The organism is Nocardia sp. NPDC050408 (assembly GCF_044458905.1).
Taxonomy (GTDB): domain Bacteria; phylum Actinomycetota; class Actinomycetes; order Mycobacteriales; family Mycobacteriaceae; genus Nocardia.
The window spans coordinates 17,343-41,260 of sequence record NZ_JBITIL010000020.1 but is presented as its reverse complement, the minus strand read 5'-3'; the positions used below and the strand labels follow the sequence as shown (position 1 = coordinate 41,260).

Here is a 23,918-nt window from a genome sequence, read left to right as displayed (position 1 = left end):
CGTCGTGAGAACCGGCCAGGTATCCGGGCTATTCGGGGCCGTGCTCGCGTCGGGTCGAGGTGGGGTCAGGACTGCAGGCTGGTGCGGATCGCGTCCACCGTGGCGTTGAGCCGGATCTGGTGCGAGCCCTGCCAGTAGATCCGCCCGCAGCCGCGGCACTGGCGAAACGTGTCGTAATGGCGGCGGGTGAGCGGCTGCAGCCGATCTTCGACCTCGGCTTTGGCGACCGCGACGATGGCGCCACCGCAGCGCAGGCAGCGGGTGAACGGCGCTAAGCGCTCGACGAGGTCCAACCGTCGGATCAGCTCGACGATCTGATCGATCGGCTGGTCCGACCGGATGTATACGCCGTGAGTTACATTGCGCCGCTTCAGCAGTCCACGGTCGCGGGTGAGCAGGATACGGTGCTCGGCCGCCGACAGCTCGGCGAGTGCGGCATCGTTTACGTCCCACCGACAGTGCACGTCCAGGCCTATCAGCCGCATCAGCTTGGCGAGGCCGCCGAGATTGACATCGGCGATGAAGCGCGGCTCGCGCAGTGGGTGTGGGCGCACCCTGGTGACCCGGCCGATGTCGAGAGTCTCGAATACGGGATAGGCGGTGATCCGATCGTCGTTGCGTGGGTGCTGGGCAAAGGTCACCGGTTGCCCGTTGACCAGCACCAGGTCGACCTCGGTGTGCGGGATGCCGGCCGCCTCGATGACGTCCTTCACGGTCTGATGCGGACGGAAAGGTCGACGCAGTACTGTGTACCGCTCGTCGGGCCGTAGGAAATCGTTCAGCTCGGCGTAGACCCGCAGGTCGACGCTCATTCGACGAAGACCGCCATCGATGCAGTGAATCCGTGCAAGGCATTTCGGCCGGCGATGGGGCCGATCTCGCCCGCCGCGAAGATACCCGCCAGTGGTATGCCGTCGAGCAGGTCCTCGATCGCGGCGGCGTCGTGGTTGGCGACCCCGAACATCCGGCGACCCCGCCCGTTGCAGGTGAACAGCAACGCCCCCGCGGGGCGTCCTGGCAGGTCCGAACCCACTCGGACGAGGGCAGCACGCAGATCTTCATCTGCCCCGACCGCGTCGCGGACCTGGAACTGCACGGTCGTGCCGACCTCGATGAGTTCGCCGATCTCGATCGCGCCGCTCGATGGGTCGGCACCGAGGAGGCCGCGGATCAGGAAATCGCCCTGCCCGGGTACTGCCAGATGCTCGTCGACCACGATGCCGATCTGCAAGCCCTGCGTCACCAGCTCCTGCTGGTCGGGCGGCATCACCTCGACGATCTCACGTAACCGCTGGATCGGCGATCGGCCGCCCAACTCGGTGATCAGCGCGCCACGCGCGCCGGTGATGATATACGGATAGCCGATCGGTCGGCAGCCCTGCGACACGATGGGAACACCGTGCAGTCCGGGAATTCGCACGCCGACCGCGCCGGAGGTCAGCACATCGCGGTCGTGGAAAAGCCTGCAGCCGCCCGGCCCCTGCGCGCCGCTCACCAGCCCGCCCATCACGGTGGTGCCGGGTAGATCGGTGTTCAGGTGCTCGAGCAGAATATCGGCGGGGAAGGAGAACGGGTCCGGTAGCAGCAGATGGAAGTCGCGTGCGGCCTGGTCGAAGCGGTAGCCCGCGAGTAGCCCTCCGGTCGCCGTGCGGACGAAGTCGAGCTCGAATGTCTCGGCGGCGGGCAATCCGGATGCCAGCCATACCACCACCGCGGGCTCGTTCTCGATCTCGCGGCGGCCGGCCACGATCGCCTGTGCCACACATCCGACGAGTGCGGGCACCCGCACCGTCTGGTGGACTGCGGCGAGTACGGCCGCGGCATCGTCGGTATGTGCTCGTGATGCCAGCAGCACAGCAAGCGACGGCGTCTCGCCCGCGATCTGATCGCGTGCGTGCGCTGCGGCTTCCGCTCCTGCCTGCCACGCTCCCGGGGCGGTGGAGAGCCCTACTCCTATCCGCACATCTCCATCGTAGCCACCCGGGCCGGGTGTGCGGGTAGTGTTGCTGCACAAGGTATTTCAGCAGAATCGGACCAAAACACGCCGTCGGAGCGTCGGGTATGGGCATCGGTAGGGGATCCAGCTCGGCCTCATGTGTGGTCGTCTGGATGCTGAGGGCGCCGTAATCCCGGCACAACACGCTGTAGGCGCGTACTTGGTCGGCGGGTCCTGGTTAGCGCAGGTGCTCACGTTGAGAATTCCCGGTTCTCGACCGGGGGCGTCCTGCGCCGATATCAGCGCGGCGCCGCTCGCGTGCCGGAGATTGCCATCACGGGGTGAGGTTCAGGTCCTTCGTGCGGGGCTGCAGACTGGTTGGCAATGAAACTGCCCGAGCTTCCTGATCTGCCCGTGCGTGCCGCGCTCGACCGCATTGTCGCGACATTGACCGAGCGTGGCACCGCCGTATTGGTCGCGCCGCCCGGAACCGGGAAGACGACATTGGTGCCGCTGGCGTTGGCGACTCTCGGGCGGGTGGTGGTGGCCGAGCCTCGCCGTTTGGCGGCGCGAGCCGCGGCCGGACGGATGGCCGCGTTGTTGGGTGAGTCGGTAGGGGAGACGGTCGGGTATTCGGTCCGGGGAGATCGGCGGGTCAGTGCCCGGACCCGGATCGAGGTTGTCACGTCCGGGTTGCTGGTGCGGCGGTTGCAGGGCGATCCGGAGTTGGCGGGCGCGGATGTCGTTGTCCTCGACGAATGTCATGAGCGGCATCTCGACGCGGACCTGCTCTTGGCCCTGCTGCTGGATGCGCGGGCCGGATTGCGGCCGGATCTGCGAGTGCTCGCTACATCGGCAACTGTTGCGGCCGGACGTCTTTCGGTGCTACTGGGTGATGCGCCGGTGGTGGAAGTGCAGGGGCGGGCCTATCCGGTGGACACGGCGTATGTTCCGTCGTTGCCGAGGGAGCGCAGCGAAGCGCAGGTGGCCCGTGCTACACGGGCGGCGCTGGTCGGGGGCGACGGGGATGTGCTGGTCTTCCTACCCGGAGCAGCCGAAATCCGCCGGACCATGGATCTTTTGGCTGATGCAGACGTGGATCTGGTTCCATTGCACGGCAGGCTTTCCACTGCCGGGCAGGATATTGCGTTGCGGCCGGGCCCTCGGCGACGCGTCGTGTTGTCTACCGCGGTGGCCGAATCGAGTTTGACGGTGCCGGGGGTACGCGCCGTGGTGGATTCGGGGCTGGCTCGCGTGCCGCGTATCGATCGGGGACGTGGGTTGTCCGGCCTTGCGACAGTTCGCGTTTCGGCTGCGGTCGCCGAGCAACGGGCTGGGCGCGCGGGACGCGAGGCTCCGGGGAAGGTATGGCGCTGCTGGCCGGAGTACGAGAACGGCACCCTGTCCGCCTATCCGGAGCCGGAGATTCGCACGGCGGATCTGACGCGTCTCGCATTGGAGCTCGCGTGTTGGGGAACACCCGATGGCCATGGCCTCGCGTGGTGGGACGCACCGCCGCAGGGCGGATTGGCCGCTGGCCGAGATGTGTTGCGCGCGTTGGGAGCCGTGACCGAAGCGGGGGAGGTCACTGAGCGCGGTCGACACATGGCACGAGTCGGATTGCATCCCCGATTGGCTCGAGCGCTGCTCGACGGTGCCGCCGAGGTCGGCACCCGGGCGGCGGCGGAAGTTGTCGCGGTCCTCGACGATGACACCCTCGTGTCCGGCGTCGATCTCGTGGCCGGTCTGCGCGCGTTGCGGCGTGAGCGGCCACCGCGCTGGCGGCGGGAGGTCGAGCGTCTGTCCCGGCTGGTCGACGCGACGGATGGTGACGACGATCCGGCTTTCGTTATCGCACTGGCACATCCGGAGCGGCTGGCACGGCGACGTAGTCCTGGCTCGGCGAGCTATCTGATGGCCGGAGGCACGGCGGTGACCCTGCCTCCGGGTTCCGGATTGAGTGACGCGGAGTGGCTGGCGGTCGCGGTGGCGACACGCGATCCGGGTCGTTCCGACGGGCAGATCCGGTCGGCCGCGGTGGCCGACGAAAAGCTCGCGCGCCGTGCGGCATCGAATCTTTTGGAGCTCGCGGACGAGGTGGATTGGATCGACGGTGACGTGGTTGCCCGCCGGGTCGAACGTCTGGGCGCGATCATGTTGTCGGAGCGACAAATTCGTGATCCAGATCTCCAACTGCTCAGTGCGGCAGTGCGAAGCGGGCTGAGCTCGATCGGACTTGCTCTGCTGCACTGGGATTCCGACGCGGTCGCCCTCCGTCAACGCCTTGACTTCCTATACCGCACACTCGATGCGCCCTGGCCGCCGGTCGACGACGAATCACTGCTTACCGATGCCGACTCCTGGCTCGGCCCCGAACTCGCCGCCGCACGCCGCCGCGCCGACCTCGAACGCATCGACGCGGGGCAGGCATTGCGTCGCCTGCTGCCGTGGCCCGATGCCGCGCGCATGGACGAACTCGCGCCGGAACGCCTGCCAGTGCCATCCGGCAGTCGCGTCCGTCTCGATTACTCGACCGATCCGCCGGTGCTCGCGATCAAGGTGCAGGAAGTGTTCGGCTGGACGCAGACACCGTCGCTGGCCGATGGGCGAGTCCCGATCGTGCTGCACCTGCTCTCACCCGCCCAACGCCCCGTCGCGATCACTGCGGATCTGGCGTCGTTCTGGCGCACCGGATGGCCGCAGGTCCGCAGCGACCTGCGCGGTCGCTACCCCAAGCACGCGTGGCCGGAGGACCCCACCAGCGTGCCCGCTCACCGCGGCACCGCCCGTAACGCCGGCTAGGTCCCGACGCATCAGTCCGGCGAATTCGCGTCTGCCGCAATGCAGCTCGCGAGGACGGCGGCCTGGCTGTGGTCGACGTCGCGGGTGGCGGTCAACAGCACAGTCGGCGATCATCGATTCAATCAATGATTGAATCGATGATGGGAACGTGGTTGACTACGGTCATGGTGGAACAGGCAGCCACGGCGGGCACACGCGAGCGGCTATTGCTGGCCGCCGAGCGACTCTTGCTGACCGAGCGGTACGACGATGTCTCGGTGCGGGCGATCTGCGCGGCGGCCGGGGCCAATCCCGCCGCGGTGCACTATCACTTCGGCTCGAAGGAAGCGCTGGTCGCGGCGTTGCTGGAGGATCGGCTCGGGTCATTGTGGGCCGAACGGCTAACCGAGGTGACGGTCGCACACGGTTCGGTGTCGACGCTGGTGGACGCGGTGATCGAGCCGTTCATCGGATTGGCGGCCGATCCGGTCGGGCGGCTGCACCTGCGGCTGCTGGCCCAATTCGTACTCGGTCGGCACCCGACGATGTGGCATCGGCACTGGTTCCGCATGGACACCTGGGTCGGTTTGTTGCCGCAGCTGAGCGAACGCGAGAGTCGGCGGCGCTGGGGATTGGCATTCGACCTGATCATCGTGCAGTTCGGCGGCATCGGCACTGGGGAGCGTGAACTGTCGGACGAGGCGGTGCGCACATTGCGCGATTTCGTGGTCGCCGGACTGACCGCGGCAGGAGAGAAATGACGAACGACGTATTCGCACCGACGACGCTCGGCCCGATCACCTTGCGCAACAGGGTGATCAAGGCCGCCACCTTCGAGGGACGAACACCGGAGGCACTGGTCACCGACGATCTGATCGACTTCCATCGGGAAATCGCGGCTGGCGGAGTGGGTATGACGACGGTCGCCTACTGCGCGATATCGCCGGGCGGTCGCACCGACCGGCACCAGATCTGGATGCGCCCGGAAGCCGTCGCGGGACTGCGCAAGCTCACTGATGCCGTACACGCCGAAGGTGCCGCCGCCAGCGCCCAGATCGGCCATGCGGGGCCGGTGGCCAATGCCGCATCCAATCGTGCACCCGCGCTGGCGCCGAGCCGAATGTTCAGCCCACTCGGTATGCGTCCCATGCATGTTCCGGACTTATCCGAAATCGCCACGGTCATAGCCGACTACGCGAATGCCGCGCGACTGGCCGAGCAGGCAGGCTTCGATGCGGTCGAAATCCATTTCGGCCACAACTATTTGGTGAGTTCGTTCCTGAGTCCGCTGCTGAATCGGCGCAAGGATCGATACGGCGGATCCCCGGTCAACCGCGCCCGCCTCGCTCGTGAGGTCGCACTTGCGGTGCGCGAGGCCGTCGGCGACCGCCTGGCCGTAACCGCGAAGCTGAATATGGAAGACGGTGTGCGCGGCGGACTTTCGCTCCCGGCGTCATTGCAGGTGGCCGCCTGGCTGGAATCGGACGGCGCACTGGACGCCTTGGAACTCACCGCAGGCAGCTCCCTGCTCAACCCGATGCTCCTGTTCCACGGCAGCGCCCCACGCAAGGAATTCGCGAAAGTCCTTCCCGCACCGGCACGCTGGGGCTTTCGCCTGATGGGCCGCGTTTTCCTTCGCGAATACCCGTACCACGACGCCTACCTACTGGATCGCGCCCGCCAGTTCCGCAGCGAACTATCGATGCCACTGATCCTATTGGGCGGCATAACCGACCTCGACACGATGCGCACGGCAATGGCCGAGGGCTTCGAATTCGTAGCCATGGGCCGCGCCCTCCTCCGCGAACCAGACCTCCTGCTCCGAATCCGAGCCGATCAAGCCACCCGATCAGCCTGCATCCACTGCAACGAATGCATGCCCACCATCTACACCCGCACCCACTGCCCCCTCGTCTGACAACTGGCCGAGAATGTATTGGTGGCGGGCCGAGTCGAGATTTGCCGCCACCGATACATGGTGATCGGGTGTCCAGGTTCCAGGACCGAGTCGCGGCCTGAATTAACGTAGCGGTGCTACAGCTTGTAGCCGATTTGGCGCAGTAGTTGTTTGCGGGCTTCTTTGTCGCTGGGGCCTTCGACGCCGAGTGGCGCACCGCCGTCGACAACTCCGATGATTCCGCGTCCCAATTCGGTCTCGGCAATCAAGACTTCGACCGGGTTTGCCGTGGCACAGAAGATTCCACAAACTTCGGGAACCTGTCGTACCGCATTGAGGACATTTACCGGATAACCCTCACGTAGGAAAACAATGAACGAATGTCCCGCGCCGACCGCGACGGCGTTCTTGGTGGCGAGCTCGGTCAGATCGTCGTCATTGCCGGAGGTCCGGATCAGCCGCGGCCCGGACGCCTCCGCGAAGGCCAACCCGAAACGCAGATGCGGACTGGTCCCGACCAGCGCCTCGTGCAGGTCCTCGACCGCCTTGATGAAGTGGGCCTGCCCGATGATGACGTTGAGATCGTCCGGTTTATCGATGTGTACCGAAGTCAGCTCCATCGAACTATCCTGCGCCGCATTCGAGTCTGTGCGCCAGGGCGACACGCCCGTCCCTTCCAGGCGCGCAGTACCCCTGGTACCAGGAAAAGTGGGCTATGTCGGATTTGTCGAGTACGTTGCGAGGCGATGAACACAAGGAGTTCGCGGATGAGGGCGGCAGCGCGCGGTCACGCACGACCAGCGGCACCGAGCGGGCACATTACGGTGTACATGCCGGTTGACCACGCTGTAAGCCGTTGTCGCTGTTCGGGGTTCGGCGGCGTGGGCGCGGTTGCGGTGGGCGGTCGGTGTCGATGCCAAGTACGGTGTCGGGATGCCGTGTTGATATCGAAACGCGGGGGAGTTCGAAACGAGAATGTGTCGAAGTATGTATTTTGAGCTATCCCGTGGCCTGCGAAAAGCGGTCGGCGGTACCGCGCTGGCCGGACTCCTTATGGTGGCCGGATGCGGCACGGACACCGACAAACACTCTGCGGAGCCCAGCATCACCGCGGCCGCCGCGCACACCGACCAGCAGCACCTATCCGTCACTGTGCCGGGCACGCTGGCAGCCGGTTTCCAGGAACTGCAGTTGAGTGTGCACGGCAAGCTGGGCATGGCGATCATGCCGGTCGGCGGCGAGAAGATGGTGACCTTCGGCGACTGGACCACCGGACCCGCCTGGTCGACGATGAAGGTGCCGCTGGTCATCGCTTCGCAGCGCAAGAGTTCGGCGAGCTCGAGCTACGCGGCGAAGGCGGCGATCACCCAGTCCGATAACGCCGCGGCCGATACCCTCTGGCAGTCGCTCGGCACCGGCCAGGAGGCGGCCAAGGCGGTCGAGGCAGTGCTGCGCGAGGGCGGCGATACCAAGACCACGGTGCCCGCCACCAAGACACGCTCCGATGCCTCCGCATTCGGACAGGCGGATTGGGCGCTCACCGAACAGGTTCGGTTCGCGTCCCGGCTGCCATGCCTATCGCAGAGCTCGGACGTGATCGATCTGATGGAACAGATCACCTCGAGTCAGCGCTGGGGCCTCGGCGAACTCGAGGGCGCGGAATTCAAAGGTGGTTGGGGGCCCGACACCTCGGGCTCCTATCTGGTCCGCCAATTCGGTCTGATCCAGGGACCGGCCGGTCAGATCGCGGTCGCTATTGCCATCCAACCCGATTCGGGCAGCTTCTCCGAGGGAACGAACATCCTGGACCGGCTCGCCACAGTGATCTCCCAACACCTCGACGAATTCTCCGGCGGCAGCTGTTCCTGATCCCGTCGAGTCGGCACCCTCAGGTTCGCGCGGCGGCCCAGTGGGCGCGCACACTTGATCGGGTAACGGTGGCACCCGAGAATCCCGACTAATGGGTGAGATCGCCGGACCACGACCGTAGGGCGGTTCGGCGAGGTGGAGGTAACGGGGTGGACGAAACGCAGTCGCGGGCCGGTACGCGATTCGGACCCTACGAATTGCGTGCGCTACTGGGCCGCGGCGGGATGGGGGAGGTCTACGAGGCGTACGACACGGTCAAGGACCGCCTGGTCGCGGTCAAACTGCTGCCCATGGCGCTGGCCGACGATCCGCGGTTCCAGCAGCGATTTCGGCACGAGTCGCGGGTCGCCGCGCGGCTGGCCGAACCGCACGTCATTCCGATCCACGACTGGGGCGAGCTCGACGGTGTGCTCTATATCGACATGCGGCTGGTCCGTGGCAGCGATCTGCGCTCGGTGCTGCGCGAGAAGGGGCCGCTGAGCCCCACCCGCGCGGTCGGCATCATCGAACAGGTCGCGGCCGCATTGGATGCCGCGCATGCCGGGGGTTTGGTGCATCGCGACGTCAAACCCGCCAATATCCTGGTCACTCCTTCGGATTTCGCGTACCTCGCGGACTTCGGCATCGCCCGTTCCGAGCGCGACCCCAGCGTCACCGCGACCGGCCAAGCCATCGGCTCCTACAGCTATATCGCGCCGGAACGATTCGACACCGCACCGATCGGCGGCACCGCCGATGTTTACTCCCTGGCCTGCGTACTGTTCGAATGCCTCACCGGCACACAGCCTTTCCCAGTCGACGGGATGAGTTCGCTGATCCGAGCCCACCTCTCGACACCGCCGCCCCGCCCGACCACCAAACGAGCCGGACTGCCGGGCGCACTGGACGAGGTCATCTCCCGCGGCATGGCCAAGGAACCAGCCGATCGCTATCCATCGGCCGGTGCACTTGCCTCAGCAGCCAGAGCCGCAGTCTCGGGCACGTCGTCCGTGCCGAACTCGGACTTGCCCACCAGCCAGATCTCGAAGCACACCCCCGCCCCAGCGACCATCATCTTCCCGACCTTCGGACCGGAATCGCCAGTCGCGCGCCAATCGCCGAGCTGGCCGCAACAGTCGGGCGGGTCACAGTCAGCAGGAGACCAACAGCAATCTGGTGGATCGCACCAGTCGGGCGGCCCGCTGCAGGCAGGTGCTCCGCAGCAGTCGGGTCGGTCGCAGCAGTCGAGCAGGTCGCCGTCAGCAGGTGATCTGCAGCAAGCAGGCGGTTCGCCGCAGTTGGTTCCGTCGCCTTCGACAGATGGGGCACAGCAGTCCGCTGGATCGCCACAGTTGGGTGGGCCGCAGCAGGCAGGTGGCCCGCCACCGGCGGTTGGTCCACGGCAGCTAGCTGGTTCGCAGTCGGCAGGTGGTCTGCAGCCTTCGGGAAATTCGCAGCAATTAGGTGACCAGCAGCAGTCAGTGGCGTGGCGGGCGGGCGGTGCGGCGTCGGCGCCTGGGCCACAGCGAGCAGGCGTGCAGCAGTCGGCAGGTGGTCCGTGGGCGGGTGGCCAGCAGCAGGCGAGTGGCCAGCCGCTAGGGAGCGGTTCGCAATTATCGAACAGGTCTCGATCGCATATCGGGCAACAGTCCACCAGCAGACCGGAGCAGACAACCGGGCTGGAGCCGACGCTCGTGCCCGAGTATCCATGGGATCCGACGCGCCGCGACATTCCACCGCACGACGCGACGACCGAGGCGTTGTCGAGAACCGTCGGCATGCCGATGCCGCAATCCGAAGCACCGGATCCGTCGGATCCGTCGGATCCGACACCCGTGCCTGCGCGTCGATCGATGCGCATCGTCTGGATCGGCGCGGTGCTCGTTGTTCTGGCGATCGGGGGCGTTGTCGGCTGGCAGGTGCGCAACAGCGCCGAGCATTCTGGCCAACCGACCACCACGACCATGCCCGCGCACCTGCCAGCCGGTGCGAAACCGTGTGCCCAGCTGTATCCGGCGCTGGGCCGCTTCACTTCGTCCGCGATCGGCACCACCGTCACCAGTTGCGCCTTCGCCGAGGAGGTGCGCAAGGCGTATGCCAATGGCGGTGACAGCGCCATTACCGACCGATCGGTAATGGCGCACAGCCCGATCAACAATCGGGATTACAAGATGAATTGCACGGCCGGTGATCAGTTCGCGACCTGTAGCGGTGGGGAGAACGCCATCGTCTATGTGTATTGAGTCGTAGCCGTTACCCGGTGTTCACGGGGGTGCGGCCGCGTCATCGCGCGAAGCGGGGCAAGATATTCGCCATGCGCATCGGAGTGTTGACCGGAGGCGGCGACTGTCCAGGACTGAACGCGGTCATCCGTGCCGTCGTTCGCACCGCGAACGGACGCTACGGCGACGCGATCATCGGCTTCCAGGACGGTTGGCGCGGACTACTCGAAGACCGAAAAATCACCATTCAGAACGACGATCGCACCGACCGCCTGCTCACCAAGGGCGGCACGATGCTCGGCACCGCACGCACCAACCCCGACAAACTGCTTGCCGGACTCGACCAGATCAAACGCACCCTCGACGACAACGGGATCGAGGCACTGATCCCGATCGGCGGCGAGGGCACGCTCACCGCCGCGAGCTGGCTGTCCGATGAGGGCGTCCCGGTGGTCGGTGTCCCGAAGACCATCGATAACGACATCGACTGCACCGACGTCACTTTCGGCCACGACACGGCGCTGTCCATCGCCTCCGAGGCCATCGACCGGCTGCACACCACCGCGGAATCGCACCAGCGCGTCATGCTGGTCGAGGTGATGGGCCGCCACGCGGGCTGGATCGCAATCAACTCGGGTGTGGCGGCGGGCGCGCACCTCACACTGGTCCCCGAGGTGCCCTTCGATGTGGACGAGGTGTGCTCGATGATCAAACGCCGCTTCCAGCGCGGCGATAAGCACTTCATCTGCGTGGTCGCCGAGGGTGCGCACCCCGCACCCGATTCCGGATTCGCACTGCGCGAGGGTGGCATCGACGAATTCGGCCACGAACGGTTCACCGGCGTCGCGCAGCAGCTCGGCACCGAAATCGAGCGACGCATCGGCAAAGAGGTCCGCACCACGGTGCTCGGCCACGTGCAACGCGGCGGCAGTCCGACCCCGTACGACCGGGTGCTGGCCACCCGCTTCGGTCTGCACGCCGCCGAGGCGGTACATGCCGGACAATTCGGCCAAATGGTTGCTCTGCACGGCACTTCCATCGAATTGGTTCCGTTGTCCGAGGCCACCAAGCAGCTCAAGCGGGTGCCCGCCGAGCGCTACCGCGAAGCGGAGGCATTTTTCGGTTGATTCCGGCGGTTGTTGCACAATCGAGACCTGCCGAATTACTTGTCGCACAGCTACTCTGGTCGTCGTGGCTCAACTCCAGGTATCCGACCTGCCCACCGATGCTGTTGCCGTATTCCGCCGCCGTGCTCGCGTCGCGGGCATATCGATCGAAGCTCAGCTCCGTCAGGAACTGATCGCGATGGCGCGCAGGCGAACTTCCGTGGACACGATCGTGGAATTCCTGGAAGCCCAGGGCCGCGATCTGACCCCGGAATTCGACTCCGACGCCGTAACCCTCATCCAGGTCTACGATCTGCCCGCCGACGCCCTCGGCATGTTCGGCCGCCGCGCCCGCGCCGCCGAACTTCCCCTGGGCGCCTACGTCCGCCGTGAACTCCTCGCCATTGCCCGCCGCGGCGGCATCTCCGACGCGATGCTGGAATTCCAAGAGGCGCAAGAAGACGACCCCACCCTCGAACTCGACATGGACGCAATCGCCGCCGCAGTCCGGTACGCCCGCGGCGCCTGACCGTCAGCGATCCGCTGGAATCTTTGGGCCGCCGAAACGGCGATTGCCTGGAATGGAAGCGATTGTCGCGTCGGTTCGACTCGCGTGATGGGTATCAGCATTGCCCCGCATTCCGTCCGTGCGGGCTGCCCGTTGTCGGTCGAGGTGGTCGAACGGTCGGTGGTCAAGATCAGAGAACGACTATATGACTACCGTCGGCGGACGGGCGACTGCGCGGGCGGGGCGACAGTGGTGCCGGGAAGTGGCGGGAATGCTGGTGTGGACCGGACCGTTGTGCGCGCCCGAGTTTCGTCCGAATTGTCGGCGCGGATCGGTAGTGTTGCGGCATGCGCACTGGGCGATGGCTCGTCTCGGTTCTGGTCCTGATCGTCGCGTTGGTTGCGGGGTGTTCGTCGGATAAAGACGAGACACGCTCGCTCACAGGGGATTGGCACGGGTCCATCGAGGTGCCCGGTGCGCCGTTGGCGGTCGGGGTGAGTTTCGCCGATAACGGCAGCGCCACCATCGACATCCCGTCCCAAGGTGTGAGCGGCGCACAGCTGAAAGATGTTTCCGCCGAACCGGATAGGGTGGCCTTCGCGATTCCGAACACTCCGGGCGATCCCGTGTTCGAGGGCAAGTTCGACAAGGGTGCCGACCGGATCAGCGGTGAGTTCCGACAAGCGGGCCAGAGCCTGCCGTTGTCGCTCGAGCCCGGCAAGATCGGGGCGTCCGCACATCCGCAGGAGCCGAAACCGCCGTACCCCTATCGCTCCGAAGACGTCACCTACCGCAACGGTGATATCACCATCGCGGGCACGCTGACCCTGCCCGAGGGCAACGGTCCCTTCCCGGCGATTCTGATGATCTCCGGCAGCGGCCCGCAGGACCGCGACGAAGAACTCATGGGCCACAAGCCTTTCCTGCTGCTGGCCGACACCTTTACCCGCGCGGGCTATGCCGTACTGCGCACCGATGACCGCGGCGTCGGCGGCACCAGTGGCAAACTCGACGACGCCACCTACAACGGTCTCGCCGATGACGCGACGGCCGGCGTGCGCTTCCTACACGCCCGCCCGGATATCGACCCGGCCCGCGTCGGACTTTTCGGCCACAGCGAGGGCGGCTACCTCGCGCCCCTGGTGGCATCGCGTCCCGACAGCGGCGTCGCTTTCGCGATCCTGATGGCTGGTCCCTCGGTACCGGGTTGGGAGGTGCTGATCGAGCAGAACCGCGCACTGCTCAGCGCGGCCGGCGCACCGCAGTCCCGAATCGATGATCAGGTCACCTACATCACCGACTGGACCAACCTGATCCGCTCCGGTGACCTGGCCGCCGCCAAGGATCTCGCGAACCGCCACAACGAATCGCTCCCTCCGGACCAGCGCGCCTCCGCGGAAACCCTCGACGCCTACAACACCACCTATATGGCGTCCTTCATCACCTACGATCCGGCCCCCGCGCTCTCCGCCCTGCGTATCCCGGTCCTCGCCTTCTTCGGCACCAAGGACAAGCAGGTCCTCGCCACCCAGAACGAACAACCGATGCGCGAGCGCCTGGCCGCCGACCCGGACGCCACCGTCCACGTCTTCCCTGACCTCAACCACCTCATGCAACCCGCCGACTCCGGCCTCCCCAGCGAATACACCGGCATCGAAACCACCATCGCCCCCGACGTCCTCACCTACACCACCACCTGGCTCGCCCAACACACCCAACCCCGCTGACCGAACCGTCCGTCCAGAGCGCTACCGCACATCCAGTGCGCGCCTTGCAGAAGTTCCAACTTCTGCGAGGCGCGCACTGCTTATGCGCCAGCTCAGCAGTCACCAGGCCGATGCGGTCGCGAGAGGCACGGCGGGTGCTGACCGCTTGGCGGGAGCGGCGGGCGGGTCAATAGACTGATCGCTATGAGTGCACCCACCGTCGACTTGATGGACTATGCCGATGTCATCGACCGGTTCGAGCCGGTGCTCGGCATGGAGGTTCACGTCGAGCTGAACACGGCCACCAAGATGTTCTGCGGTTGCCCGACCGAGTTCGGCGCGGAGCCGAACACCCAGGTGTGCCCGGTGTGCCTCGGTCTGCCGGGTTCGCTGCCAGTGGTGAACGAGCAGGCCGTGGAGTCGGCGATCCGGATCGGGCTGGCCCTGAATTGCGCGATCACCCCGTGGGGCCGGTTCGCGCGCAAGAACTACTTCTACCCGGACCAGCCGAAGAACTACCAGATCAGCCAGTACGACGAGCCGATCGCCACCAACGGCCACCTCGACGTGGTACTCGACGACGGCAGCATCTTCCGCGTCGAGATCGAGCGCGCCCATATGGAGGAGGACACCGGCAAGTCCACCCACATCGGTGGCTCCACCGGCCGCATCCACGGCGCGAGTCATTCGCTGCTGGACTACAACCGGGCGGGCGTGCCGCTCATCGAGATCGTCACCAAGCCGATCACCGGCGCGGGGGAGCGGGCGCCGGAGGTGGCGCGCGCCTACGTGACCGCGCTGCGTGAGGTTCTGAAATCACTGCAGGTCTCCGACGTCAAAATGGAGCAGGGCTCGCTGCGCTGCGATGCCAACGTTTCGCTGATGCCTATCGGCGCAACGGAATTCGGCACCCGCACCGAGACCAAGAACGTCAACTCGCTCAAGAGCGTCGAGGTCGCCGTTCGCTTCGAAATGCGCCGCCAGGCCGCTATTCTCGCCGACGGCGGTTCGATCGTGCAGGAGACCAGGCACTTTCACGAGAGTGACGGCACCACCTCGCCCGGTCGCCGCAAGGAGACCGCCGAGGACTACCGCTACTTCCCCGAGCCGGACCTGGAACCCGTTGCGCCCGCTGAGGATTGGGTTGAGGAGCTGCGCGGCACCATTCCGGAATACCCGTGGCTGCGCCGCGCGCGCATCCAGTCCGACTGGGGCCTGTCCGCCGAGGTCATGCGCGACCTGGTGAACGCGGGCGCACTGGACCTGATCATCGCGACCGTCGATGCGGGTGCCCCGGCCAACGAGGCCCGCTCGTGGTGGGTCGCCTACCTCACCGAAAAGGCCAAGGAACGCGAGGCTTCCCTGGAGGAGCTGCCGATCACGCCCGCCCAGGTGGCCGAGGTGATCAAGCTCGTGGAATCGAAGACGGTCAATAACAAGGTCGCCAAGCAGGTCGTCGACTTCGTGCTGGCGGGTGAGGGTGATCCGGCGAAGATCGTGGAGACCAAGGGCCTCGGCATGGTCAGCGACGAGACCGCGCTGCAGGCGGAGGTGCGCAAGGCGCTCGAGGCCAATCCCGACATCGCCGAGAAGATCCGCTCGGGGAAGGTGCAGGCCGCGGGCAAGATCGTCGGTGATGTCATGAAGGCGACGCGGGGACAAGCCGACGCGGCCCGGGTGCGCGAACTCGTGCTCGAAGCCTGCGCCTGAGTTCGGTCCGCACCGGCGAAGCCCAACTACCGAACTGAAGTGGGCGGGTCCCTGAGGACCCGCCCACTTTGTTATCGGCGCGGTTAGTCCGGCCCGGTGCCCTGCGACGGCGGCGGGATCTTGATCACCCGATCGTCGAATGGCCCGTGATTATCGTCATTATTGACGGTGGTCGCCCAGATGGTGCCGTCCGCACCGGCCGCCGCACCGCCGAGCCTGCCGTATTTGTCCTGCACGGTGAACGTCGGCGCCGCGGTGATCGCATGGGTATTCGCATCCGGGTTCGCGATCGCCAGCGCCTTCGCCCCCGACATCGCGATCGCCACCACATCGGGTCCGGCCGCACAGCCACCGACGCCGGGTCGATCCGGCCAGGTCCACGCGGTGATGATCGATCCGTCCCGGCCCAGGCGCTGCAGACGATCCTCGGTCGGGGTGCGATCGGTGATCCAGACGCTGTCCTTACCGTCGTCACACAGATCGCCCGCCGTGCCGAGGCCCGACACCACGACCTCCGGACTGGCTCCCGGCGACGGTGAATTGATCCGCAGCACCTTGCCCGCCAGTGACGAGGGCGCACTGGCCAAGCCGGGATTGCCCGCATCGCCGGTCAGCACCAACAGCTCGGTCGGCGAAATGAATTCCAGTGCACCGTGATTGCCGATCGCCCCCTTCGGAATTCCGGTCAGAATGGCCTTAGGCGGTCCGTTCTCCGCGATGCGCACCACCCGGTTATCGGATCCGGTGGTGATGTAGGCGTAGATGAGTCCGTCCTCGCGATAGGTCGGCGAGAGGGCGATGTCGGAGATGCCCCCGTCACCGGAGCCGTCCACATCCACCTGCCCGACCAGTATCGGCGGCGACTGCGGATCGCTCGGATCCACCGCGACCGTCTTGTAGATGCGTCCGGTGCGTCGCTCGGTGACCAGCGCGTCCTCGCCGAGCGAGATGATGCCCGCAGTGGAATCCAGGCAGGTCGTAATCACATTCGGGTCCGGATCGATGCACGGTCCGGTCGGGCGCGGGCGCTGCGAGGGGCTCTGCTGCGGCGGTTTGGGTTCGGCGGGGTTGAAGGTCGGTTCGGGTGTGAACGGGCTGGAGGCGGAATCGTCGAACCGAGCGCAGCCGACCAGCGCGACGGTGCTGAGCGCCAAGCTCAGGGCGATACGCCCCGCGACAACCAAACTCATGGTTCAGACGTTACGGAAACCGCGGCCGATGTGCTGCTCCGGGTCGATTAACGGACACGCCGTCGCGTCGAGACCGCACACGCGCATGCGCGGCCGCATAGGGTATCGACCGTGACCGAAGAGCCCAAAGACACGTCCGTGCCCAAAACCGAGGGCACGGCAACGCCCACGGAGGAGCAGTCGGCGGCGTCGTCCACCGGTCGTGGCGTGACCAGTCCCTATGATTCGCCCACCGGCGTGCTGCCCAGAATGTCCTCCGATACCGCGCCGAGCCGCCCCGATTCAACCAAGGATGTGCCGCGCACCGAGGAGGAACTCGGCCTCGATCCGGAGATCCCCTCGGTCGGTGAACAGACCAGGGCGAATGAATCCGCGGCCTACGCCTACGCCAGCATCCCGCCTGCCGCGGGCGCTTCCGGTGAACCGAGCCGCCCCCTGCGCCGCCGCAATGGCGACACCCGCCGCGGCACCCTCGATCTCGGCCTGTTCGTGCTGCGCCTCGTCGTCGGCGGCACCTTCATCTACCACGGCCTGCAGAAACTAACCGGCTGGTTTCAGGGACCGGGGCTGGACGGCACGCGCGACATGATGGCGTCGGGCGGCTGGAACCACGCGACCCTCTCGACCATCCTGGTCATCGCCGGTGAAGTCGGTGGCGGCGCGCTGCTGGTGCTCGGCCTGGCCACTCCGCTCGCCGCGGGTGCGGTGCTCGCGGTGATCATCGACGCGTGGTTGTGGAAGCAGGGCATGATCCCCGGTTTCCAGTACAAGTCCTCGGTCAAGAGCGGTGTGGAACTGGAGTCCATCCTGGCGGGCACTGCCGTGGTCCTGCTCCTGACCGGCCCCGGCCGCCTGTCCTTCGACCGCAACCGCGGCTGGGCCACCCGCCCCGCCTACGGCTCCTTCGTAGTCCTCATTCTGGCCATAGCCGCCGCCATCGGCACCTGGTACTGGCTCCACGGCGGCAATCCGCTAACCGGTATCGGGCCCTTCAACTAACCTGCCCCCAAAACAACCGGCGCCCTTCAGTATCGGAGGGCGCCGTTCGTCTTTCGGGTCAAAGTTTGGTGAGGCACAAGGCATGCCACGTCTGGCGCACCGGCGCCGTCACACCGTCCGCCAGTTATCCACCGGCGCGCAGAGGTGCGGTGGAACGGAAACGGCGTCCCTCATGTGGTCACGAGGGACGCCGTTGGTGTTCATGACGGGACTAGGGCACCTGGCGAACGGCGCCCTTATCGGCTGAGGTGGCCAGTGCGGCATACGCGCGCAGGGCCGTGGTGACCGGGCGGACGCGATCGAGCGGCTGCCAGGGCCGTTCGGAGGCATCCATTTTCGCGCGACGCTCGGCCAGGATCGCGTCGTCGACCAGCACCTCGAGGGTTCGGGTTCCGACGTCGATGCGGATCTGATCGCCGTCTTCGATGAGTCCGACGGCACCGCCCGCTGCGGCCTCGGGCGACATGTGGCCGATCGACAGGCCGGAGGTGCCGCCGGAGAAGCGGCCGTCGGTGATCAGCGCGCACTCCTTGCCGAGTCCCGCGCCCTTCAGAAATGCGGTGGGGTGCAACATTTCCTGCATACCTGGCCCGCCCTTGGGGCCCTCGTAGCGGACCACGATCACATCGCCCGGCTTGATCTTTTTGCCGAGGATCGCCGAGACCGCCGCCTCCTGGGATTCGACCACGACGGCCGGGCCCTGGAAGGAGAACAGCTCCTCATCGATGCCCGCGGTCTTCAGGATCGCGCCGTCGGGGGCGATGTTGCCACGCAAGACAACCAGGCCGCCCTCGACCGTGTAGGCATGCGCCTTATCGCGGATGCAGCCGCCCTCGGCGTCGGTATCGAGTTCGGACCAGCGGTTGTTCGTGGAGAAGGGCTCGGTGGTGCGCACGCCACCGGGCGCGGCGTGGAACAGCTCCAGCGCCTCATCGGATGCCTTGCCTGAGCGGATATCCCAGGTGTCGAGCCATTCGTCGAAGCTCTCGGTGTGCACCGTGGTGACGTCGGTCTCGAGCAGTCCGGCGCGGCGCAGTTCGCCGAGGATCGCCGGAATGCCACCGGCGCGGTGCACATCCTCCATGTGGTAGTCGGAGTTGGGGGAGACCTTCGACAGGCACGGCACTGTGCGAGAAATCTCGTCGATGGTGCTCAGCTCGAAGTCGATCTCACCCTCCTGCGCGGCGGCCAGGGTGTGCAGCACGGTATTGGTGGAGCCGCCCATCGCGACGTCCAGCGCCATCGCATTGCGGAAGGCCTTGGCATTGGCCACATTCCGCGGCAGCACCGACGCATCGTCCTCGCGGTACCAGCGATTCGCGATATCGACGATCACCGTGCCCGCCCTCTCGAACAAGGCGTGGCGGGCGGCGTGGGTGGCCAGCGTGGATCCGTTGCCGGGCAAGGCGAGGCCGAGCGCCTCGGTGAGGCAGTTCATCGAATTCGCGGTGAACATGCCCGAGCAGGAACCACAGGTCGGACAGGCGCTGCGCTCGACCTCGGCAAGACCGTCCTCGCTGACATTCATATTGGCGCTGGCCGCGATCGCGGTGATCAGATCGGTCGGCGCCTGTGCCACACCGCCGACGACCACGGCCTTACCGGCCTCCATCGGCCCGCCGGAAACGAAGACGGCCGGGATGTTCAGGCGCATAGCGGCATTGAGCATGCCGGGTGTGATCTTGTCGCAGTTCGAAATGCACACCAGCGCGTCGGCGGTGTGCGCGTTCGCCATGTATTCGACCGAATCGGCGATGATTTCGCGCGAGGGCAGCGAGTAGAGCATGCCACCGTGGCCCATCGCGATGCCGTCGTCGACCGCGATGGTGTGGAATTCCCGTGGCACACCGCCCGCGGCGCGCACCGCATCGGCGACGATTTCACCGACATTCTTCAGATGCACGTGGCCAGGTACGAACTGCGTATAGGAGTTCGCGATGGCGACGATCGGCTTACCGAAGTCGGTGTCGGTCATACCGGTGGCGCGCCAGAGTGCGCGCGCGCCCGCGGCATTGCGGCCGATGGTGGTTGTGCGTGAACGAAGCGGTGGCATGTGGATCCTCAGGAGGTCGCGGGGGCTGATGTGCGACTGCGCGGAGTTCGCTCAATGAGCGAATTCAGCGACCGACCACGTTACTCCTGCGTGCGGGCGGGACTTTCGTGGCGGTCGACGGCGCTGATCGCCATCGGTCTGTGGTTCGGGATGTGTCGCCGCGAGGGTGGTCGTCGGCGCGGACGGTGTCATCGGTCGTGTCGGTTCCGGCACCGTCGGTATCCACTGGTCCGGTGCGTTCGGGCGGGGATTGTCCGTCCGACGCGGTCACCGGATCGCGCATCCGGCGGCGAGCCTACCGGCGGCGGTCGCTATCCCCAGCGCCGGTGAACCGCTACGAGTCGGAGTCGCGCGTGTCGGTGGCAGGTACCTCGGCATCGGCGCTGGTCCCCTCCGCACCGGCATCGGCTTTGCGCGCATGTGCTTCGGGTCCGGTCTCGGCCGTTTCCGCCTCGGCTTCGGGTTTGGTTGATTCCGCCTCGGCTTCGGCCTCGGGCGCTTCCGCTCCGGCCTTGGTCGCCTGCGCCTCGTCCCCGCCCTTGCGCGCCGCGTACTCCGCGTCCCGCGCCGCCGCCTCCGCCGCGAAAAGATCCGGAATCCGACCGTTCGACGCGCGGATCAGATCACGCAACCGGTCATAGCTCACCGCGGGCAGTTTCACCTCGGTGTCGTCGCTGAGATGCGCACGCACGAATCCGCGCTTCGGAATACTGACCCCAGCGACCTGCCCCCAGTCCAGGTGCCGAGAACCGAAAACAGTGCGCAGATCCAGCCCGTCCTCGGCCACCGTGGTACGCGTGCGTTCGATCCATACCGCCGCCGCGACCGGGAGCAGCAGTAGCCACCACAGTCCGATCGGCCAGCCGACGAAGGCAAAGAAGACACAGAACAGCAGTACGACCACACCGAGGTAGGCCATCTGCGTAATGCGGATGACCTGCACCGCCCGCTTCGGCTCGGACGGTTGCGGCGAACTACCCGTCTCCGATCCCGCCTCGGGCGTGTGGGACGATTTAGCCGGTGGCACGGACTGATGCGGTGATGACACACCACCATCCTCGCATCATGGTGAACGGACTCGAGCACCCGCTCGGTCTCACATAATGAGACCTGTTTGACTGATCGACTCGCGCACACATACCGTCATGCGCGTGAATCGAAACGAGTTGCTCGTAATCGGCCGGCGCGTCCAGCGTTGAGCCTGACTGCCTGAGTCGAATACGTCAGCTCGCGTTGCGACGCGCCACCCTCGAACAGCCATGGCTGTCGGGGGCTTTTTTGTGTTCGGGACAAAAGTCCTGGCATGTGGCCGCTTCGCAAGGCACCACGTGCAAGCACAGTTGTCCGGGGTCTAGTACGAGCAGTTAGGAACGAAGACGGTGAGTGCACCAACCGCACGGCCCGGGCCCTCGGCCCGCAGGCCGGCGCCTTCGGCGAATCAGCAGGCCGCGCCCGCTGGCGGTCCGGCGAACGCGGCGAACCGCCGCCAGGTCCCGCCCGAGCGGGTCACCGGCGCGCAGTCCGTCGTCCGCTCCCTCGAGGAGCTCGGCGTCGACACGGTATTCGGCATTCCCGGCGGCGCGATTCTCCCGGTCTACGACCCGCTCTTCGATTCCACCAAGGTCCGTCACGTCCTCGTCCGGCACGAGCAGGGCGCGGGGCACGCGGCCACCGGCTATGCGCAGGCCACCGGCAAGGTCGGCGTCTGCATGGCAACCTCGGGTCCGGGCGCGACCAACCTGGTCACCCCGATCGCCGACGCGCAGATGGACTCGGTTCCGATCGTCGCCATCACCGGCCAGGTCGGGCGCAGCCTGATCGGCACCGACGCATTCCAGGAAGCCGATATCTCCGGCATCACCATGCCGATCACCAAGCACAACTTCCTCATCACCGAGGGCATCGACATCCCGCGCATGATCGCGGAGGCCTTCTACCTGGCCTCGTCCGGGCGTCCGGGCGCGGTGCTCGTCGATATCCCGAAGGATGTGCTGCAGGCGCAGACCACCTTCAGCTGGCCGCCGGAGATGCGGCTGCCCGGCTACCGCCCGGTGACCAAACCGCACGGTAAGCAGGTGCGCGAGGCCGCGCGGATGATCCTGGAGTCCAAGCAGCCTGTGCTTTACGTCGGTGGCGGCGTGATCAAGGCCGACGCCTCGCCCCAGCTGCTGGAACTGGCCGAGCTGACCGGCATTCCGGTGGTCACCACCCTGATGGCGCGGGGTGCGTTCCCCGACAGCCACCAGCTCAACATGGGTATGCCGGGCATGCACGGCACCGTGGGTGCGGTCGCCGCCCTGCAGAAGTCCGATCTGCTGATCACCCTCGGCGCGCGTTTCGACGACCGGGTCACCGGTCAGCTGGACTCCTTCGCGCCCGACGCCAAGATCATCCACGCCGATATCGACCCGGCCGAGATCGGTAAGAACCGGCACGCCGACGTCCCGATCGTCGGCGATTGCCGCGAGGTGATCGTCGAATTGATCGAAACGCTGAAGGCCGACCCCTCCGGTGTGCCGAAGCTGAACCTCACCGACTGGTGGCAGTACCTCGACGGCATCCGCAAGAGCTACCCGCTCGGCTGGACGACGCCGAGCGACGGCTCACTGTCGCCGGAATTCGTCATCGAGGCGCTGGGCCGCCTCGCCGGACCCGATGCCATCTACTGTGCGGGCGTCGGCCAGCATCAGATGTGGGCCGCGCAGTTCATCAAGTACGAAAAGCCGCGCACCTGGCTGAATTCCGGTGGTCTCGGCACCATGGGCTACGCCGTTCCGGCGGCCATGGGCGCCAAGATGGGCGCGCCCGAGAAAGAGGTGTGGGCGGTCGACGGTGACGGCTGCTTCCAGATGACAAATCAGGAGCTGGCCACCTGCGCCGTCGAGGGCGTGCCGATCAAGGTCGCGCTGATCAACAACGGCAACCTCGGCATGGTCCGCCAGTGGCAGACCCTGTTCTACGAGGAGCGCTACTCCAATACCGATCTGGGCACGCACACGCTGCGCATCCCCGATTTCGTCAAACTCGCCGAAGCCCTCGGCTGCCACGGCATCCGGGTCGAGCGCGAGGAGGACGTAGAGGCCGCGATCCGCGAGGCGCAGTCCATCAACGACCGTCCCGTGGTGATCGACTTCATCGTCGGCAAGGACGCCCAGGTGTGGCCGATGGTCGCAGCGGGCACCAGCAATGACGAGATCATGGCCGCGCGCGGCATCCGCCCACTCTTCGACGAGGACGAGCAGGCCGCCGAGCCCGCCGTCATCCATGAGGCGATGTCGCACGACAAGAACAAGGGGACCGAACAGTGAGCACGACTCACACCCTCAGCGTGTTGGTCGAGGATAAGCCGGGCGTGCTGGCACGGGTCGCGGCGCTGTTCTCCCGCCGCGGCTTCAATATCGAATCGTTGGCGGTCGGCGGCACCGAGATCCCGGAGATCTCGCGCATGACCATTGTCGTCACGGTCGAGGATCTGCCGCTCGAGCAGGTCACCAAGCAGCTCAACAAGCTGATCAACGTCATCAAGATCGTCGAGCAGGACGCCGACACCTCGGTCGCCCGCGAACTGATCCTGGTGAAAGTGCGTGCGGACGCCAGCGTGCGGACCCAGGTCATCGAGGCGGTTACGCTCTTCCGGGCGAAGGTGATCGACGTCTCGCCGGACGCGCTCACCGTCGAGGCGACCGGAACCCGGTCCAAGCTCGACGCGCTGCTGCGGATGCTCGAGCCGTATGGCATCCGGGAGATCGTGCAGTCCGGTGTGGTGGCCGTGGGCCGTGGGCCGAAATCCATCACAGCGACGCGCTAGCGCCTGATCCGTCGATCATCACGACCAGCTAGTCTTGCTGCGATCGACGGTCGGCGTGCCGCGCTCCCCGCGCACGCGGGGGACCCGATTCGATCCGAATTTTGCAAACTCATCACCTGTGCCGAACAGGTGTTCCCCGCCGAGGCGGGGATGA

The 23,918-nt window shown here is 66.3% G+C and carries 18 protein-coding genes; 12 read left to right on the top strand and 6 right to left on the bottom strand.

The features are described from left to right. Positions 1 to 65: 65 nt before the first annotated feature. Together ACIBJI_RS35750 and ACIBJI_RS35745 are read right to left on the bottom strand one after the other, a co-directional pair. Positions 66 to 812: a Mut7-C RNAse domain-containing protein gene (locus tag ACIBJI_RS35750; protein WP_364341955.1), complete on the bottom strand. Its 747-nt coding sequence runs from the start codon at positions 810 to 812 to the stop codon at positions 66 to 68. After that, positions 809 to 1,963, bottom strand: a complete 1,155-nt coding sequence (locus ACIBJI_RS35745; RefSeq protein WP_396956234.1) for an FIST N-terminal domain-containing protein — start codon at positions 1,961 to 1,963, stop codon at positions 809 to 811. The genes ACIBJI_RS35750 and ACIBJI_RS35745 overlap by 4 nt, the downstream gene beginning before the upstream one ends. Positions 1,964 to 2,320: 357 nt before the next feature. On the opposite strand from ACIBJI_RS35745, the gene hrpB reads away from it, so the two are divergent. The 3 genes from hrpB (at position 2,321) to ACIBJI_RS35730 (ending at position 6,635) form a co-directional block, all read left to right on the top strand. Then, the gene (gene hrpB / locus ACIBJI_RS35740; RefSeq protein ID WP_397087737.1) at positions 2,321 to 4,738 is read left to right on the top strand and encodes an ATP-dependent helicase HrpB; all 2,418 of its coding nucleotides are present in this window, start codon (positions 2,321 to 2,323) and stop codon (positions 4,736 to 4,738) included. A gap of 137 nt (positions 4,739 to 4,875) precedes the next feature. Further along, the gene (locus ACIBJI_RS35735) at positions 4,876 to 5,478 is read left to right on the top strand and encodes a TetR family transcriptional regulator (protein WP_397087735.1); all 603 of its coding nucleotides are present in this window, start codon (positions 4,876 to 4,878) and stop codon (positions 5,476 to 5,478) included. Further along, positions 5,475 to 6,635: an NADH:flavin oxidoreductase gene (locus ACIBJI_RS35730; RefSeq protein ID WP_364341946.1), complete on the top strand. Its 1,161-nt coding sequence runs from the start codon at positions 5,475 to 5,477 to the stop codon at positions 6,633 to 6,635. The genes ACIBJI_RS35735 and ACIBJI_RS35730 overlap by 4 nt, the downstream gene beginning before the upstream one ends. Positions 6,636 to 6,751: 116 nt before the next feature. Here ACIBJI_RS35730 and ACIBJI_RS35725 read toward each other — a convergent pair whose 3' ends face one another. Further along, positions 6,752 to 7,234, bottom strand: coding sequence for an adenosine-specific kinase (locus tag ACIBJI_RS35725; protein WP_397087733.1), 483 nt, complete (start codon positions 7,232 to 7,234; stop codon positions 6,752 to 6,754). Positions 7,235 to 7,601: 367 nt separating this feature from the next. Between ACIBJI_RS35725 and ACIBJI_RS35720 the strand changes: the two genes are divergently transcribed. The 6 genes from ACIBJI_RS35720 to gatB all read left to right on the top strand — a co-directional run bounded on the left by ACIBJI_RS35720 (position 7,602) and on the right by gatB (position 15,714). Beyond that, entirely contained in the window at positions 7,602 to 8,483 is an 882-nt protein-coding gene (locus tag ACIBJI_RS35720) for a hypothetical protein (protein WP_364341942.1), read from the top strand. 149 nt (positions 8,484 to 8,632) lie between these two features. Continuing rightward, the gene (locus ACIBJI_RS35715) at positions 8,633 to 10,705 is read left to right on the top strand and encodes a protein kinase (RefSeq protein ID WP_397087731.1); all 2,073 of its coding nucleotides are present in this window, start codon (positions 8,633 to 8,635) and stop codon (positions 10,703 to 10,705) included. A 71-nt stretch (positions 10,706 to 10,776) separates the two neighbouring features. Next, entirely contained in the window at positions 10,777 to 11,811 is a 1,035-nt protein-coding gene (locus tag ACIBJI_RS35710; RefSeq protein ID WP_364341939.1) for an ATP-dependent 6-phosphofructokinase, read from the top strand. Positions 11,812 to 11,875: 64 nt separating this feature from the next. Further along, complete coding sequence (locus tag ACIBJI_RS35705) at positions 11,876 to 12,319, top strand: hypothetical protein (protein WP_364341937.1); 444 nt, start codon at positions 11,876 to 11,878, stop codon at positions 12,317 to 12,319. A gap of 326 nt (positions 12,320 to 12,645) precedes the next feature. Beyond that, complete coding sequence (locus ACIBJI_RS35700) at positions 12,646 to 14,025, top strand: alpha/beta fold hydrolase (protein WP_364341935.1); 1,380 nt, start codon at positions 12,646 to 12,648, stop codon at positions 14,023 to 14,025. 183 nt (positions 14,026 to 14,208) lie between these two features. Next, entirely contained in the window at positions 14,209 to 15,714 is a 1,506-nt protein-coding gene (gatB, locus tag ACIBJI_RS35695) for an Asp-tRNA(Asn)/Glu-tRNA(Gln) amidotransferase subunit GatB (protein WP_364341933.1), read from the top strand. 83 nt (positions 15,715 to 15,797) lie between these two features. Here gatB and ACIBJI_RS35690 read toward each other — a convergent pair whose 3' ends face one another. Beyond that, a complete protein-coding gene (locus ACIBJI_RS35690; RefSeq protein ID WP_364341931.1) occupies positions 15,798 to 16,904 on the bottom strand; it encodes a PQQ-dependent sugar dehydrogenase in 1,107 nt (368 codons plus the stop codon). A gap of 111 nt (positions 16,905 to 17,015) precedes the next feature. Here ACIBJI_RS35690 and ACIBJI_RS35685 point away from each other — a divergent pair, with 111 nt between their 5' ends. Next, complete coding sequence (locus tag ACIBJI_RS35685; RefSeq protein ID WP_364341929.1) at positions 17,016 to 17,903, top strand: DoxX family protein; 888 nt, start codon at positions 17,016 to 17,018, stop codon at positions 17,901 to 17,903. A 211-nt stretch (positions 17,904 to 18,114) separates the two neighbouring features. On the opposite strand, the gene ilvD is transcribed toward ACIBJI_RS35685, so the two are convergent. After that, positions 18,115 to 19,956 carry a dihydroxy-acid dehydratase gene (gene ilvD / locus ACIBJI_RS35680; RefSeq protein WP_364341927.1) on the bottom strand — a complete coding sequence of 614 codons (1,842 nt, stop codon included), beginning with the start codon at positions 19,954 to 19,956 and terminating at the stop codon, positions 18,115 to 18,117. Between the two features lie 334 nt (positions 19,957 to 20,290). Continuing rightward, positions 20,291 to 21,004, bottom strand: a complete 714-nt coding sequence (locus ACIBJI_RS35675) for a PH domain-containing protein (RefSeq protein WP_396956227.1) — start codon at positions 21,002 to 21,004, stop codon at positions 20,291 to 20,293. 331 nt (positions 21,005 to 21,335) lie between these two features. Here ACIBJI_RS35675 and ACIBJI_RS35670 point away from each other — a divergent pair, with 331 nt between their 5' ends. After that, on the top strand, positions 21,336 to 23,264 hold the full coding sequence (locus tag ACIBJI_RS35670; RefSeq protein ID WP_397087730.1) for an acetolactate synthase large subunit: 1,929 nt from the start codon (positions 21,336 to 21,338) through the stop codon (positions 23,262 to 23,264). Next, positions 23,261 to 23,764 carry an acetolactate synthase small subunit gene (ilvN, locus tag ACIBJI_RS35665; RefSeq protein ID WP_062984804.1) on the top strand — a complete coding sequence of 168 codons (504 nt, stop codon included), beginning with the start codon at positions 23,261 to 23,263 and terminating at the stop codon, positions 23,762 to 23,764. The genes ACIBJI_RS35670 and ilvN overlap by 4 nt, the downstream gene beginning before the upstream one ends. The last annotated feature ends 154 nt before the right edge of the window (positions 23,765 to 23,918 follow it).

What these genes read in the sequence shown, in the direction of transcription:
- ACIBJI_RS35700 (WP_364341935.1), top strand. Translation starts at nt 12,646, where the DNA reads ATGCGCACTGGGCGATGGCTCGTCTCGGTTCTGGTCCTGATCGTCGCG.
- ACIBJI_RS35750 (WP_364341955.1), bottom strand. Translation starts at nt 812, where the DNA reads ATGAGCGTCGACCTGCGGGTCTACGCCGAGCTGAACGATTTCCTACGG.
- ACIBJI_RS35720 (WP_364341942.1), top strand. Translation starts at nt 7,602, where the DNA reads ATGTATTTTGAGCTATCCCGTGGCCTGCGAAAAGCGGTCGGCGGTACC.
- ACIBJI_RS35710 (WP_364341939.1), top strand. Translation starts at nt 10,777, where the DNA reads ATGCGCATCGGAGTGTTGACCGGAGGCGGCGACTGTCCAGGACTGAAC.
- ACIBJI_RS35730 (WP_364341946.1), top strand. Translation starts at nt 5,475, where the DNA reads ATGACGAACGACGTATTCGCACCGACGACGCTCGGCCCGATCACCTTG.
- ACIBJI_RS35690 (WP_364341931.1), bottom strand. Translation starts at nt 16,904, where the DNA reads ATGAGTTTGGTTGTCGCGGGGCGTATCGCCCTGAGCTTGGCGCTCAGC.
- hrpB (WP_397087737.1), top strand. Translation starts at nt 2,321, where the DNA reads ATGAAACTGCCCGAGCTTCCTGATCTGCCCGTGCGTGCCGCGCTCGAC.
- gatB (WP_364341933.1), top strand. Translation starts at nt 14,209, where the DNA reads ATGAGTGCACCCACCGTCGACTTGATGGACTATGCCGATGTCATCGAC.
- ilvD (WP_364341927.1), bottom strand. Translation starts at nt 19,956, where the DNA reads ATGCCACCGCTTCGTTCACGCACAACCACCATCGGCCGCAATGCCGCG.
- ACIBJI_RS35725 (WP_397087733.1), bottom strand. Translation starts at nt 7,234, where the DNA reads ATGGAGCTGACTTCGGTACACATCGATAAACCGGACGATCTCAACGTC.
- ACIBJI_RS35735 (WP_397087735.1), top strand. Translation starts at nt 4,876, where the DNA reads ATGATGGGAACGTGGTTGACTACGGTCATGGTGGAACAGGCAGCCACG.